The following is a 13591-nucleotide window of genomic DNA, read 5'->3' as shown; positions in this document are numbered from 1 at the left end:
ATGACGCTCGGCAGCACACCAACGATTCCAGAAATTCTGGCCGAGATTAGCCAGACGTTCCCGTACACCTTCCCAGACGCGCGCACACGCTGGCTGGCGGAAGTTGGGGCGAGCGATCCAATTACCTTCCCGACGAGCTTCGCGAACAAGCAGTCTGTCAAGGTTGTCGCGTCAGTGGCCGATGCCGGCGGATCATCCCCTCATACGTTTTCTGCAGCCAATTTCGGCATCGCCTTCTCAGATCGCGTGCTCATTGCCTGCACTTGCTTGAGGGGCAACGGCAGTTCGGGGATGAACATTTCTGCCGTCACAATCGGCGGTGTTGCGGCGGTCGGCAATGACAACGGCGAGTTCCTTGCTGGAGGTCCCTGCATTGGCACCGGCATTTTCGCCGCAGCCGTTCCCTCGGGCACGTCTGGCGATGTCGTTGTGACTTGGGGAGGCCAGTCGGCTAACGCTTCCGGTCTGATCCTTCTTAGTGTGTCCGGTATATCGACCACCGCTTTTGCTCAAGCCTCACAGGTGTTCGGCGGCAGCGGCGGCACGTCGGCGAACAACACGATTAACGTCCCCTCCAATGGACTGCTGATCGTGAATTCCGGCCACAGCAATGGGAACGACACGACACTAACCGGAGTGACGGAGCGCACCGCGCTCACTGTCGGGACGGCTCGATTCGAGGTCGGTTTTGATAATCGGATGAGCAGCGAGACGGCCCGCGCAATTTCCGCCTCATGGAGCGGGAGCGCCGCGCGTGGGTTTCAGGCGCGTTCATATTCACAGGGCTAGGAGAGCGATCTGATGCTGCCAGGTTTGGCTGGAATTATGGCGGGACTGCCCCCCGTCGATATCGAAGTTGTGGCTTCAATTGCGGATGCCGGCGGGAGCAGTCCACATACTTTTTCGGGATTGAGTTTTGGCCCAGAGTTCACTGGTCGCGTGCTCATTGCGTGCACTTGCTTGAGGGGCAGCGGCGCATCGGGCATGAACGTCTCGACTGTTTCTATAGGCGGTGTATCAGCAGCTGGGAACGACAATGGCGAGTTCCTGGCCGGTGGCCCGTGCATCGGAACCGGCATATTCGCTGCGGCGGTGCCGAATGGTCCATCCGGCGATGTCGTCGTGACATGGAGCGGGCAAAACGCCAACGCTTCCGGCGTTATCCTTCTTAGCGTGCCAGGGATTTCAACCTCGGCATTTGATCAAGCGTCCCAGGTTTTCGGTGGCAGCGGCGGCACATCTGCCAGCAACACCATTGATATCCCGGCTCACGGGATACTGATCGTGAACGAAGGGCACAGCAACACCAATACGGCTGCATTGGTGGGCGTCACGCAAAGAGCGACGCTCACTGTCGGAACGGCGGAATTCAAGGTGGGGTTTGATAGAGGGATGTCTGCTGAGACAGGACGCGCCATCTCTGCCTCGTGGACGACGAACGCAGCGCGCGGGTTTCAGGGCCGCTCGTTCGCTCAGTCCTAATCGGGATGGTCAGCCGGCCATCCGTTGCAGTGGCCGATTTCGTGCCGAAGAACGGATTCCGGCGTAGCTCGCATATATGGCTCATCGATGGTGACGACGAGGCAGGAATGCTTTGAGGTCAGGATCGAACACCCGCGTTGCTCCGGGTGGGACATGGCTGGCACTCTGTAGATCGAAAACAGAACCCGGCAGGCTTCCACGACACTTTCTTGCGGGATACGCCTGACAAGCAGCTCTCCCTTGTACGGGTGATCAAATCGCGCGGGTGGGTTCCACTCGGCATCATCCTTCCCACCGTGTGCCGGCGCTAGGAGGAGCAGCGAAACAGCCCCCACCAGCGATACCAGAATACATGCTTTGTTGCCGAACCCCATTGCGGGGCCTCTCCCAAAATAGTTGTAGCGTATAAATATACGTGACGACTAATCGTTACAAGGGAGAGTAGACGCTACGTCGAATCCTTTGTTACCGACCAAAGGCATGGAGAATTACCCATGGCAGCAGCGGGCAAAGGCCGCCGGCCTGACACAGAGGGCCTTAGCGAAGCTGCTCGGCCGTCCGGAAATGACCATTTCCCGCCAACTCCGAGGCCACTGGCAAAGCGGCATTCCCAAGCACGTCATTGCAGTGATTGTCGCATGGGAATTGATGTCCGAAGAGCAGCGCCTGAAGTGGCAGCAGCAAATGGACAGCGTGCCCGCGCAGGATTGAGTCTCACAGCGCCCGCTTTTTAGCGGGCAATAGCGGCCTTGGGACGGGCCGAAGATCAATTGCCCCTTCTGACACTTGATCTCGGCCAGTGCATTTCGCGACCAATACGCGCGCACGAGAGGCGGCATCAAAGGGCTGGTGTCTTGTAGGCAAATGTCTGATATTGTTTTGTTTTATGGTGCCCGTCGCGTTGTGAGCTGAAGCGGCTGGAAATAGAATGATGCTGGCGAATTTTGATTGGGCTTGCATCATCTATGGACCTTCAGCAAATCCTCGCAGCCATCTTGAACCCCGGCGGGCTGTCGCAACAGAACCAGCTCGCAACAGCTGGACTTCCGATCGCGGCCCCGCGAGTTGGCGACCACGCTGATCCGGCATCGCTTCAGCAATCGATAGCGCGGCTCTCTGGGCCGCAGGCGGCGCCGCAGCAGCCGGCACCCCTGTTGCATGCCCAGAACATGGCTTTGCAGTCTTCGGCCGCCATTCCGGCGTCGGCTCCGCGCTTCGCGCCGCCCCCGCAAGCCCGATCTGCCCTGACCTCCTCCGAGCCGGTGGTGACAGGCTCACCATGGCAATCCACAGGGCCCACCTCTGGATCTGGCATCGGCGACTTTCTGACCGACCTTATCGCCCCACAGCGCCGGCAGAAAAACATCACTATGCAATGGCTCCAGGCTCAAGGCCTTGATCAGGGCACGGCGACGGTCCTTGCTTCCGACAAGCCGGCTCTGCGGAGCTACCTGCTACAGCGGTCCAAGGGTGGCGGTCTGACGGAGTTCGATCAGCGTGCCGTAGCGGCGCAACAGTTTGGCCTCGACCTGACTTCGAAGGATGGTCGCAATTTCATCCTGACCGGCAAACTACCCGACGAAAAGCAGCGCGAGATTCGAAACGATGCCAACGGCGTGCCCCGCTATGTGGACAACGGCGCGGCAGTCTATCCGAGCGACCAGAGCGCAAGTGCCGGAACGCAGTTCTTCTCAGGCCGCAGCGTTGAAGCGCAGGGCCTTAACTATCTCATCGAGAGGGGCGTTCTGACCAAGGATCAGGCCGCCAACGTCGCAGCTGGCAAGACGGTCACCGGACCGAACGGCGAAATCATCTTCATGACGCCGCAGGGCATCTTCCAGCAGCCGGCAGGCGGGGGAGCTGCACAGCCAGTCGGTGGGCCGCAGCCCGCACAGCAGGGCGGCAATATCCCGATCACCGGCCCGAAATACAGCGAGGACATGCGCAAGGCCGGGGGTTTTGCCATGCGCGCGGACGAGGCGGACAGGACTGTCTCTCAGCCCAATATCACCGCTGCCGGTGCATCAATGGGGCAGCATGCACGGGCTGCGGCGCCGTTCGGCCTTGGCAACTATCTGGTGAGCGACGACTATCAGAAATTCGATCAGGCTCAGCGCGATTTCATCAACGCTGTCCTCCGTCGTGAATCGGGCGCCGCCATCAGCGAATCCGAATTCCAGAATGCGCGCCAGCAGTATTTCCCGCAGCCGGGCGATGGTCCTGACGTAATCCAGCAGAAGGCGAGGAACAGGCAGCTTGCCGTCCAAAGCTTGCGGGAATCGGCAGACCCGGTTCCGAGCCTGAATGGCCCGCCGAAAGCGCCATCATCCGGAGAAGGTTGGACCGATATGGGCAACGGCGTGAAAATTCGGAGGAAGCAATAGTGCCCATCTTCGAACTCCAGGGACCTGACGGCGCAACCTATGAAATCGACGCGCCCGACGAGAATGCGGCATTCAATGCGTTCAAAGCCGTAGGCAGTAAGCCGGCAGCCCAGGCAAACGCGGGCGGCCTTGAGCCTCGCGTGCAGGATTACATTGCTCGCGCGAAGGCCCGTGTTGAAGGTGGCGCCCCTATTCAGCCGCCGAACTCGCTGGCGCCTGGCGCTCCTGTCCACTCCGAGTTTGATCCGGCGCGCGTGCCCTCGCAAACGCCCGGCGCGGATAATGCCATAGCATTCTCCATGGGTGCGCTTAACGGGATTCCGATCGTCGGTCCTTCATTCGAGAATGTGACGCTCGACATGGCGGGCGGACTCGGGAGCCTGCTGTCTGGCCAGCCGTTCAATAGCGTTCGACAAGAAATGGCGGACAAGAGCGCCCAGGTCCAGCAGCAGAACGATGTCGCTTCGACTCTTGGCGCGGCTACAGGCACTATCGGCCCCATGCTCGGGCTCGGGGCAACCCAGGTAGGCGCTAAGGCGCTTGGCCTCACCGGGGATTCGATCCTTGGCCGGATGGCGGCTGGTGGCCTCACCAATGCAGCAATCGGCGGAGCTGACACTGCGGCCCGTGGCGGTTCGCCTGCTGACATCGGTAAATCCGCTGCGATAAACGGGGGGCTCGCTCTGGCCATCCCTGGCATCGGCAGCTTGTTCAACGGCGTCGGTCAGATTGCCGAGCGCATGAACATCCCATCCCTGCTCAATCCCGGAAGCGCTGCGATAAAGCGCGTTGGCCGCGCCATGGCTGCCGATCGCAACAATCTCGGGGCACCCATTATGGGACCTCAGGACGAGCTTTCCGCCGCGCTCAACAGTCAGCCGATCCTGAACGTCGATCGTGGAGGCGAGAGTGCGCGCGCCCTGATGCGTTCGGCAGCCAACAATGACCCCGAAGCCCGGGCGGTCATCGACAGAACTGTTGCAGACCGCTTTGCGGGCCAAGGACCTCGTGCAGTCGGCTTTGTCGATCGGCTCATGGGCGGCAGCGCTGATGATCTGGCCTTGCAAAACACGCTCAAGACTGCAGCCAGGAAGGCCAACAACCCAGCCTATCGGAAAGCCTATCAGGACGGCGCCGCCGGCATAATTACGCCAGAGCTTGAGCGCCTGGCCGGAAGCCCTGCCGTTGCAGATGCCATGAGGGCCGCCGCCAAGAGCGGCCAGAACAGGTCTATTAGCGAAGGGTTCGGCGCGTTCAACCCAAAGGTGACGTTCACCCCTGACGGTCGCGTGACGTTCCGCAACAATGGTGGCGTGGCCGCTTACCCGGATCTCCAGCTTTGGGACTACACCAAGCGCGAGCTGGACGACATGGCGAGCGCGGCCCGTAGAGCGGGAAGGAATGGCGAGGCAGGCACGCTGGAAAACCTAGCGTCAACGCTCCGCGGTGAACTCGATAGGGCTGTTCCCTCCTATGCTCAGGCGCGACAAGGCGCCGCTGCTTTCTTCGGTGCAGAAGACGCGCTGGATGCGGGCCGAAAGTTCGTTTCGCAGAACCGAACCCTCCCCGAGACCCAGCAGGCGCTTTCCAAGATGACGCCGGCCGAACGCGACGCATTCGCCACTGGCTTTGCTTCAGAGTTGAAGAACGCCATCAACTCCATGCCAGACCGCTCCAACGTGATCGATCGCATCTATGGCTCGCCAGAATCGCGACAGAAGATCGAACTCGCCCTAGGCCCGAACAAGGCCCGCCAGTTCGAAGCCTTCACTCGCGTCGAAAACATCATGGACAAGCTTCGCGGCTCGATGGGCAATTCAACCACCGCTCGCCAGTTGAAAGAGCTTGGCATGGCTACGGCGGCCGGAACCGGCGCCGGCTATGTCACAGGCGATTGGAAAACCGGCCTGACAACCGGCTTGCTGGTGCGCGGTGCGCGAGCCTACGGCGCCAAGGTCGATGAGAGCATGGCAAAGGGCATCGCCAGCTTGCTGCTGTCGAACGACCCTCAGAGGATCAAGATGGCGATTGCTGTTGCGAGCCGCAGCCCCAAGGGCCTTGAGACGGTCTCCGCTATGCAGAGGTTCCTGGCCTCAACGGCTCAGGGCGCGGCTCTGGCCGGCTCAAGAACACCATCCCAAAACCATGAGCAGAAATACGGGTCCAGAACGTGGTTTCGAGTGAGATAGAGCCCAAGCCCGGTCAGAAGCGCATAGGCGAGATAATCGCCCCATCTTCCGCCGCTGCGAGGCGGGCGCTTCTCTTTCGGATCATGATCGATCTGGACCATCGGCCAAGATGTAATCCTGCCGGCGAGTCCTGTCCACAGCGGCATCGAAACACTGCTAACTGGAGCAGAGGTGAATGAGCATCCCATCACTGTCTGATTACATGGCCGAGGTGCAAAACCGACTGGTGGCGAATGCATCGTTCGCAGTTGATCCCGAAATCGTCGCCAATCTCTCTGAGGTTTTCACAAGCGACCCAGCCACTGATGCCGATCTGTTCAACTTCATGGCCTTCGCCGTTGGGTGCCATGCGGCGGCCGAGGAATATCGCTTGCAGGGTCAGGCCGATCTAGCCGGCCTGTATCACGCCATGGGCCAGGATCTGCTCACCAAGGCGATGCTGACATTCGGGCTCCAGCTCGCGGCGGGGCTCGATTTCGCGGGGATAGTGAGGCACTGATGGCAGTCGTTCCGATGCGCAAGAAGGGGCGGACGGCAGAGAGCACCGAAGTCGCCAAGCCTTACGAGCCGACCGCTCAGGAGGTGACAGCGAAGGCCGCATACATCAAGCGGCGGGAAGCTCGCACGCCAGCACCTGGCATGAAGGTCGTAAGCACCCGAAAAGGAGAGGTGTTGGATGTTTCAATCTCGGTGGACCACCCCGACCCTGGCTTAGGCTACGAACTGATGTCGGCCGCCATCGCAAGTGAGTGCGGAGACTTTACCCGAGGCACGCTTGAGACCTTGAGCATGGCTGCGCAGAAGGGTGACACCGTACATGAGGTCTCGATGAACTATGCCCTGTCGATGGTGTACGGGATGCATCCTAAGGATCAGCTGGAGGCAACGCTGGGCGTCCAGATGGCGGCTGTCCATATCGCCGCCATGAAAGCAGCAGCATGCTTGGGAGCAGCCAAGACCACCCAGGCCATGGAAGCACACGAGCGCATGTTCAATCGGCTCTCCCGAACCTTCGCAGCTCAGATAGAAGCCCTGAAGCGCTATCGGTCGAAGGGCGAACAGCGAGTTTACGTCGAGCGCGTCAACGTCGAGAAGGGCGGGCAGGCCATAGTAGGAAACGTGGGGCACCGGGGCGGGGGACAAGACGAAAGTGGCCGATAACCCCATGGACAAACTCACCGCTCGGATTGCGAAGGCGCATGCGGCCCCAAGGTGCGCGGCTACGAGCAAGAGGACGGGCGTAGGCTGCAAAGCGCCAGCGGAGCGCGGGAAGCGTGTCTGCCGCTTCCATGGTGCGCGGGGTGGCGCGCCCAAGGGTGAAGCCCATGGCATGTACAGGCACGGGCGCTTCACGTGCGAAGCCATTCAGAGGCGCCAGGCTCTAAGCTTGCTTATGGCCTTGTCGAAATCGACCCTAGCCGATCTTTAGGAACGAACGGTTCTTTAAAAATGGTGCGGCAGACTGACAGCAAGGGTACTTTGTGCGGTGCACAAATAGCCCATATTGTGTGCTTAACGCACTTTCGGCATATTGTCCTGATTCGAAGCTCGCCGGGAGGCTTCTTCGGGGCAGCCCGAAGAAGGAGCAAAAATGTCTACATACAAGATTGGGCGCGAAGGGCGATGGTAGACCTTTCGTGGCTCGTGATGCCGCAGGCGCCGCCGCGTTTTCGCCTCGACAAATTCAAAACCATTGAGGCGATAGACTATTGCGCCAGGCTATGGCCCGGCATCACCACATACTTCGTCTGCAAGGCCTTCTATTTTGCTGACAAGGAGCATTTCCAAGATTGGGGACGACCAATCTCCGGGGACTTTTTCGTCGCCATGCCTCACGGTCCGGTCCCATCGCGCGTCTACGAGCTTTTGAAGCCCGATTCAGGTGAGGAAGATGATTGGTTGATCGAATTTGACAAACACTTGGCGACAGAGCAGCAGGGCAAGCTGACTCGGATAACCAGCAAGAACACATCGGAATTGAAGCGCCTCTCGCGCACCGACCGCCAGGTCCTGGACAAGTGGATAAAGCACTTCCAAAACCTGCCTAGCTGGAAACGGTTCAAAGACATCGAAGAACTTTCGCACAAAGAGAAAAGTTGGATTGAGGCCCGCGAGAAGCCGGGTAACGCGCCGGAAATGGACATATCGAGTTGGGGCGACGAGATGGGACTCGATAAGAAGCGCTTCAGGCAAGCTGTTTCTGAGGTGACTAGACTTGCTCCCATATGACATTGCCAAATGGGAGGTAGTGCGGGTTTTCTGCAAAGACCTCCTCCCACCGCATGACAAATTTTGCATCTGCATTTGCCCGAAAACCGGGCTTTTTCTTTATGTGAATAGCGGACTTCCGGCGGGTAGGAAGGCCCGCGATGTAGCCCTAGAAGTGAGGAACTTCGAGGCCAACTTTCTGCACAAGACTTCATACATCGACACGACGCGACTTGAGCCGATCAACACTGATGCACGTGTTATCGAAGCCCTCAAAGACCCGGGCCGCCGACTTGGTCAGATTTCGCCTTCTTTGAAAAAGCGCATAATTGCGGCAGTAGCCGACCATGGCGCTCTTCCAGTAGGGCTTGAAGATCTGGTCTTAGCCGGCGAAGCGCTATCTTAAGGGTGCTGGCCGCTCGCCTTGCCTCAGGACGGACGGTCACCCATGTTGGTTCGGCTCCGTCTTCGTGATTCGCGATTCCCTCAAGCGTCGCTACGCAAGGTCGGGTGCTTCGCCGAATTTGCTTTTCAGTTTGGCTATTTTCTGTGAATCCTTCGCTTCCCAGACAATTTCTCGCGTGTGATCGACCTGGGAAAAGACGGACGATTGATAGTCGCGGACTTTCACTGTCTGCACCGCATCAGCGGGCCGCTCGCGTTCTCTAACATTGAAATCCGTTTTTTCGGTCCCCGTCACCCAACCCTTTGGCGTTAGGTGATATTCGGTCCATTCATTGCTTGCCGACACGGTCGAACTCCATCGTTGGCTCTATGTGCACGTCGTCAACGAACCTTGCTTGATCAATTTCGGCCACTCCGGACCGAGCGTCGTCCTCGCATCGACCGCATTGGCGCCGGCCGGATCGCTGGCCTTAAACATCTTTATCGCGAACGCCTGAGAGTGGTTGCCCGAATAGATCGTTGGCCCAGGCTGGTAGGTGGTTGTGGCGTTCAACATCCCTCCATTGACGGTGCCCATGGTCGTGTAGGTTCCAGGCATCTGCGTGGCGGTGACGGTGTTCTGTGCCGCAGCATCGTAGATGATGTATTTGTCGAATCCTGCCTTGATGGTCTCGATGGCGGCTTCTCTAACTGCCACCCTCTCAGCCCCAACCCCGCCGCAAACAGGCGCGGCACGGGCCGTTACGATAGCGGTGTTACCTGATGTCTGAACAACGCTCGTCCCGGCGCAACCGGAAACGATGAGCGTAGTACAAAGCGCAAGCGCGGTCTTCACGGATTGTCCCCCTTCTTTTGCCCACTCACCCAATACGCTTGTCGTGGGAGAAAATGAAGTTGGTTGCAAGTCCGCGCGCAGTTCTTAACTGATTTTAATCTGGCCGAGGCTCCCCAATCAGGCGCAGCGCTGGCCGCCGCTAACTGTCCATCTCTAGCTGCTCGTGGCCCGGTCTTTCGTGCCAGATGACTTGGCGCAGGTCACGCAAGTCGATTGTCTGCCCGCAAGCGCCGCATTTATGGAAATGGTCGCGCTCGTCGGATGGCTCTTTAGGAAACCGGCGGCCGACGATCGGCGGGCCTAAATCCGAAAGTTTCGTCATTCGCACCCAAACCTCGGCAGGCCTGGTAAGGTTCCACGGGACAGCGCGCTTTAAGCATTACTAACGGAACGCTTACGCCTCCGCGTTATTTGATTCAAATTCGAAGTGTGCGTTGGGGATCGTATGCGTAAGCCTGCCGGCGGGGCCCGGTTGTCCTTCATCAGGCCTTTGGAGCCTTTCCAGGTCGAAACACCTCCGATCAGCGGCGACTGGCTGCACGAAATCAAGTATGATGGCTACCGAACCCAGATCATCCTCGATTGGGCCGGCGCCCGCGCTTTCTCTCGAAACGGCCATGACTGGAGCAAACGATATTGGCCGATCGTCGCGGCGGCCGAGAAGCTTCCCGCCAAGGCTTTCATTCTAGATGGCGAAATGATCGCGCCAGAGCCGGATGGCCGGCCAAACTTCCACCGGATGCACTCCCGCATGGTGTGGAATGCCGAACAGCTCGCATTCGTCGCTTTCGACATCCTGCACCTCGACGGCCAGGATCTCCGTTCCCTGCCGCTGATCGAGCGCAAGGCCAAGCTCTGGACCCTGATCGAGCCGGCCGACGGTATCATCCAGTATTCCGATCATATTGAGGGCAACGGCGCCGAGTTCTTTGCAGCCGTGGAGAGGATGGGCCTTGAAGGCATGGTCTCGAAACGACGCGAGAGCCCCTATCGAAGCGGGAAGGTCGATGCCTGGGTGAAAACGAAATGTTGGGATGTCGGCGACTTCGAGCTTCTGGGCATCAGACGCGAGCCAGGAAAACCCGCTGCGGCGATCATGGCGCGCGGTGGCCGGTATGCCGGCACGGCGTTCATATCGCTGCCTAGCGGCCTCAGGGAAAGGCTGTGGAAGCGTGTCAAAGAGGCCAGGGCGTCCAAGCCAGCGCAGCGGGTACCCAGCGCCTTCGCCGACGATGTCGAATGGGTTAAGCCGGGCATCACCGGCCGTGTGAAGTTCCTTCGCGGCGAGCACACGCTTCGCCATGCAACACTGCAGGACTTCGAGGAAGGAAGCCGCAACCGAAGCTAATGGCGCCGGTACGGTCGCGGCCCAGATTGCCCCGATTTCTGGGCCGCCCATCGAGCCGCGCTAAGCTCGCTCGCCTTAGATCAAAGCCCGTCGGCGCTGGTCGGCGGGCTTTTTTCTTTTTCTGTCACATCGAGCAATGCGGCGAGGACTTCGGCCGGAGCTTCGATGCCAATGAAGCTGCGGACAAGGTCACCTGCGCGCCTTTCCCATTCTTGTGGCGGAAGACAATCTTCTACGATCGAACGCCAGAACGCGTTTCGGATGACGTCAAATTCAAAAGCGGAAATGAAATTTGCAGAGCGCTTGCTCATGGCTTCCTCCCTGCGGAATTGGGCGAAAGCACCTGATTTGACTTCCAAGCGCCCGTTTGCCGTCAGAGGTGCGGGCGACGACTGTACCTTACACCCGCAGCATGACGTGGTCACTCTCATTTGTTGTACCACTCTGGAAGAAGAAGACGACGACCGCCGAGCGGGGCGGGGACCGGGGGTGCGTCGACGGTCGTCGGAGGACAAGGGGCCATAGAGTCAGCAAACTGCGTTGCGATCGGCCCTGGCTCAACATGTCATTGATTTGGCCCGGTAAAAATAACAAATGTGTGGGGTCTTTCCCCGCCTTTTACGCGCGAGTGACTGCGGAAAGGAACATTCCACCCGTCGGCAAGTTAGGTCTCACGGCGCGCTTTTTGACCGAAGAGGCAACGCCGTAGGGTCCACCCCGGAGCCCGCTCGCCATCCCTCAAGGCGGGCGGGCTCTTGTTGCCGGGATGAGACGGAGAGGGGCAATGAAGGACGGCGACGGCAAGCCGGATGGGTCGCAGAAGGACAAAAACATCCATCTTTTTGGCAGCGCGGTTGGCAAAAGAGACGAGCCTATCCGAAGATGAGGCGCGGGGTCTGATCAAGTTGATCGGCACAGATTGGAATTCGCTGGTCCGGGAAGCGAAATTCCTCAAGCGCCGCCATTGAGACGCGCCCCCGCAGGAAGACGCAAGCTTACGGTTAGGCTTTCCTATCCATCGTGGCAAACAGCGCCGCCTCGTCCTGTCACCCCGTTCTGGAAGGCTGCGATCAACAGGCTACCCAGCCATTCCCTTTCGGCGGCGTCGGCACTTGCGGGTAATAGCTTCTGGAGCACTCTTTCAAGCATCGCCATGTCGTCGGGTTCGAGATACTGTTTGGCTGAGAACGCATCGGGCACCCCAGCAGGAACCTCTGCGGCCCGGCCCGCTTAACCTAGGTGACACAGGATATCGCGGGTCGGGCCACCCCACCGCTTGAAGGTGGGGAACATTGATCCTGCATCCATATGAGCGGACTCGCAACTAATGAAATTTGCGACTGAAGTCCGATTTTCCCGGGCACAAGTCGGGTTTGTTTAGCAGCGTCTGAAGGGGCGGGACTGGCGACACCAAAGCGGTAGATTCGACGGCGCGGTTCGTCCTCCGATTCTTCCGAGCGACAAATGGCACTTGCCGATGACATTGAAATGGTGCGCGGGCATGTCAGACTGGGCAGACGACACATCGCCCAGCAGCGGGGGCGCATAGCCGAACTGGAGCGGCTCGAACTGCCCACCGCCAAGGCGATCGAATTCCTCGAATTGCTCGAAAGCATGCAGGAGCTTCACGAACTGCATCTATCCCGGCTGCTGGCAAAGGCTGCCGGATGAGCCGGCCTAGACATGGCGCGCCCGGCCTGCCGGGGGGTCGAGGAGACCTTTGGCGCACAGGCCGGGCTCTTACCCCGTGCTAACCCACGGCGGGGCAGAGATGCATTATGCGCCACCGTTCGGTGGTAGGCATCCGCCTTTTTAGTAGTAGCTAATGAAAAGCCCGCCGCGGCTAATTAGCGTAAGCGACGGGCTTTTTAGGTTGCCACTGAGACGGCTACATTCCTGAAGGAACCGACCGCTCATTTGGTTAATCGCTGAGGCCTGAATCCGTTCCACAACGGGACCGTTTTGTGAGATAATGGCAGATGCCTCGCCGAGGGCGGCGGTCATGTCATTGTCGCGTTGCAGTGGCGTCTACGGGCCCGCTGATCTGGACATGCTCCAGCGGGTGTTTAACCGGTCGTGCGACGCGCGACGACTGGCCAAGAAGGATCGCGAACAGCGGGAATATTTGGCTAGGGAAATCCTCCAAGCTTTTGATGATGGCATCACCGACGAAGCTGACCTGCTACGAGCGCTTTCTAAGCGACGGAGAGCGTAGCGCGCCTGCGGCCTCGGATCATTCGCGTGAGAAAAAGTCAACGCTGGCTATGGCTGAACGCTTGTCTAGCTCGGCGGCTTTATCGGCTAAGCCTCAGGTCGGCCCCAATTGGAACGGCTACGCGCCTCAGAGAAGGTCCGACATGTGGTCGCGGCGCAAGAGCTTCGTGCACTAATGCTTTCGGCCACGGTCACCTCGGGCTCACGCTCGCACCGATCACTGCCCGGCTAGTCGGCAAGGTCCTTTGACGGAAAGCATCGCACGCCTTTGGCTCGTCTCGGTCCTAAACCCGACCGGGTAGTCGAAATCGCGAACCAGGGAACCGCCTGTTCGGTCGCGACAGGCGGTTTCTCTTGCACACGCGAAACGACGTTCTTGAGGGCTCCAATGCAAAGGCTACCTGGTTTTGCGAGCTGCGGCCGCTGCCCGCGCCGGCGCCTCCTGGATGTTGGCGGCGCCGCCCATGTCACCATTCTTGGTGCGGCCGGCCCCCGGCCCTGCTCCAATATCGGCGCCCGTCATCGG

14 protein-coding genes are annotated in these 13591 nt (G+C 59.5%); 11 read left to right on the top strand and 3 right to left on the bottom strand.

Annotated elements, in window-relative coordinates; genetic code table 11:
* The 9 genes from EOA79_RS04570 to EOA79_RS04525 all read left to right on the top strand — a co-directional run bounded on the left by EOA79_RS04570 (position 1) and on the right by EOA79_RS04525 (position 8669).
* Positions 1-789 carry a hypothetical protein gene (locus EOA79_RS04570; RefSeq protein ID WP_128292904.1) on the top strand — a complete coding sequence of 263 codons (789 nt, stop codon included), beginning with the start codon at positions 1-3 and terminating at the stop codon, positions 787-789.
* Between the two features lie 12 nt (positions 790-801).
* Positions 802-1482, top strand: coding sequence for a hypothetical protein (locus tag EOA79_RS04565; RefSeq protein ID WP_128292903.1), 681 nt, complete (start codon positions 802-804; stop codon positions 1480-1482).
* A gap of 480 nt (positions 1483-1962) precedes the next feature.
* Positions 1963-2193, top strand: coding sequence for a helix-turn-helix domain-containing protein (locus tag EOA79_RS04560; RefSeq protein WP_128292901.1), 231 nt, complete (start codon positions 1963-1965; stop codon positions 2191-2193).
* A 254-nt stretch (positions 2194-2447) separates the two neighbouring features.
* Positions 2448-3866: a hypothetical protein gene (locus EOA79_RS04555; protein WP_128292900.1), complete on the top strand. Its 1419-nt coding sequence runs from the start codon at positions 2448-2450 to the stop codon at positions 3864-3866.
* Positions 3866-6055: a hypothetical protein gene (locus EOA79_RS04550; RefSeq protein WP_128292898.1), complete on the top strand. Its 2190-nt coding sequence runs from the start codon at positions 3866-3868 to the stop codon at positions 6053-6055. The genes EOA79_RS04555 and EOA79_RS04550 overlap by 1 nt, the downstream gene beginning before the upstream one ends.
* A 175-nt stretch (positions 6056-6230) precedes the next feature.
* A complete protein-coding gene (locus EOA79_RS04545) occupies positions 6231-6554 on the top strand; it encodes a hypothetical protein (protein WP_128292896.1) in 324 nt (107 codons plus the stop codon).
* Positions 6554-7216 carry a hypothetical protein gene (locus EOA79_RS04540; protein ID WP_128292895.1) on the top strand — a complete coding sequence of 221 codons (663 nt, stop codon included), beginning with the start codon at positions 6554-6556 and terminating at the stop codon, positions 7214-7216. The genes EOA79_RS04545 and EOA79_RS04540 overlap by 1 nt, the downstream gene beginning before the upstream one ends.
* A gap of 462 nt (positions 7217-7678) precedes the next feature.
* Entirely contained in the window at positions 7679-8284 is a 606-nt protein-coding gene (locus EOA79_RS04530; protein WP_164893819.1) for a Panacea domain-containing protein, read from the top strand.
* A complete protein-coding gene (locus tag EOA79_RS04525; RefSeq protein ID WP_128292890.1) occupies positions 8271-8669 on the top strand; it encodes a hypothetical protein in 399 nt (132 codons plus the stop codon). The genes EOA79_RS04530 and EOA79_RS04525 overlap by 14 nt, the downstream gene beginning before the upstream one ends.
* A 90-nt stretch (positions 8670-8759) precedes the next feature.
* Here EOA79_RS04525 and EOA79_RS04520 read toward each other — a convergent pair whose 3' ends face one another.
* On the bottom strand, positions 8760-9014 hold the full coding sequence (locus tag EOA79_RS04520) for a hypothetical protein (protein WP_128292889.1): 255 nt from the start codon (positions 9012-9014) through the stop codon (positions 8760-8762).
* Positions 9015-9035: 21 nt separating this feature from the next.
* Positions 9036-9503 carry a hypothetical protein gene (locus tag EOA79_RS04515; protein WP_128292887.1) on the bottom strand — a complete coding sequence of 156 codons (468 nt, stop codon included), beginning with the start codon at positions 9501-9503 and terminating at the stop codon, positions 9036-9038.
* Positions 9504-9948: 445 nt separating this feature from the next.
* Between EOA79_RS04515 and EOA79_RS04505 the strand changes: the two genes are divergently transcribed.
* A complete protein-coding gene (locus EOA79_RS04505) occupies positions 9949-10851 on the top strand; it encodes an RNA ligase family protein (protein WP_128292884.1) in 903 nt (300 codons plus the stop codon).
* A gap of 80 nt (positions 10852-10931) precedes the next feature.
* On the opposite strand, the gene EOA79_RS04500 is transcribed toward EOA79_RS04505, so the two are convergent.
* Positions 10932-11162 carry a hypothetical protein gene (locus tag EOA79_RS04500; protein ID WP_128292882.1) on the bottom strand — a complete coding sequence of 77 codons (231 nt, stop codon included), beginning with the start codon at positions 11160-11162 and terminating at the stop codon, positions 10932-10934.
* A gap of 1153 nt (positions 11163-12315) precedes the next feature.
* On the opposite strand from EOA79_RS04500, the gene EOA79_RS04490 reads away from it, so the two are divergent.
* On the top strand, positions 12316-12522 hold the full coding sequence (locus EOA79_RS04490; RefSeq protein WP_127335845.1) for a hypothetical protein: 207 nt from the start codon (positions 12316-12318) through the stop codon (positions 12520-12522).
* Positions 12523-13591 lie beyond the last annotated feature (1069 nt).

It is taken from the genome of Mesorhizobium sp. M1A.F.Ca.IN.020.03.2.1 (genome assembly GCF_004023205.1).
In the GTDB taxonomy this organism is placed as follows: domain Bacteria; phylum Pseudomonadota; class Alphaproteobacteria; order Rhizobiales; family Rhizobiaceae; genus Mesorhizobium.
The sequence above is the reverse complement of the archived record's forward strand: the minus strand, read 5'-3'. Positions and strand labels throughout refer to the sequence as shown.

Bases quoted from the DNA above. Each gene is read 5' to 3' on its own strand.
- EOA79_RS04545 (WP_128292896.1), top strand. From the start codon at position 6,231: ATGAGCATCCCATCACTGTCTGATTACATGGCCGAGGTGCAAAACCGA.
- EOA79_RS04490 (WP_127335845.1), top strand. From the start codon at position 12,316: ATGGCACTTGCCGATGACATTGAAATGGTGCGCGGGCATGTCAGACTG.
- EOA79_RS04560 (WP_128292901.1), top strand. From the start codon at position 1,963: ATGGAGAATTACCCATGGCAGCAGCGGGCAAAGGCCGCCGGCCTGACA.
- EOA79_RS04570 (WP_128292904.1), top strand. From the start codon at position 1: ATGACGCTCGGCAGCACACCAACGATTCCAGAAATTCTGGCCGAGATT.
- EOA79_RS04555 (WP_128292900.1), top strand. From the start codon at position 2,448: ATGGACCTTCAGCAAATCCTCGCAGCCATCTTGAACCCCGGCGGGCTG.
- EOA79_RS04500 (WP_128292882.1), bottom strand. From the start codon at position 11,162: ATGAGCAAGCGCTCTGCAAATTTCATTTCCGCTTTTGAATTTGACGTC.
- EOA79_RS04530 (WP_164893819.1), top strand. From the start codon at position 7,679: ATGGTAGACCTTTCGTGGCTCGTGATGCCGCAGGCGCCGCCGCGTTTT.
- EOA79_RS04540 (WP_128292895.1), top strand. From the start codon at position 6,554: ATGGCAGTCGTTCCGATGCGCAAGAAGGGGCGGACGGCAGAGAGCACC.
- EOA79_RS04505 (WP_128292884.1), top strand. From the start codon at position 9,949: ATGCGTAAGCCTGCCGGCGGGGCCCGGTTGTCCTTCATCAGGCCTTTG.
- EOA79_RS04565 (WP_128292903.1), top strand. From the start codon at position 802: ATGCTGCCAGGTTTGGCTGGAATTATGGCGGGACTGCCCCCCGTCGAT.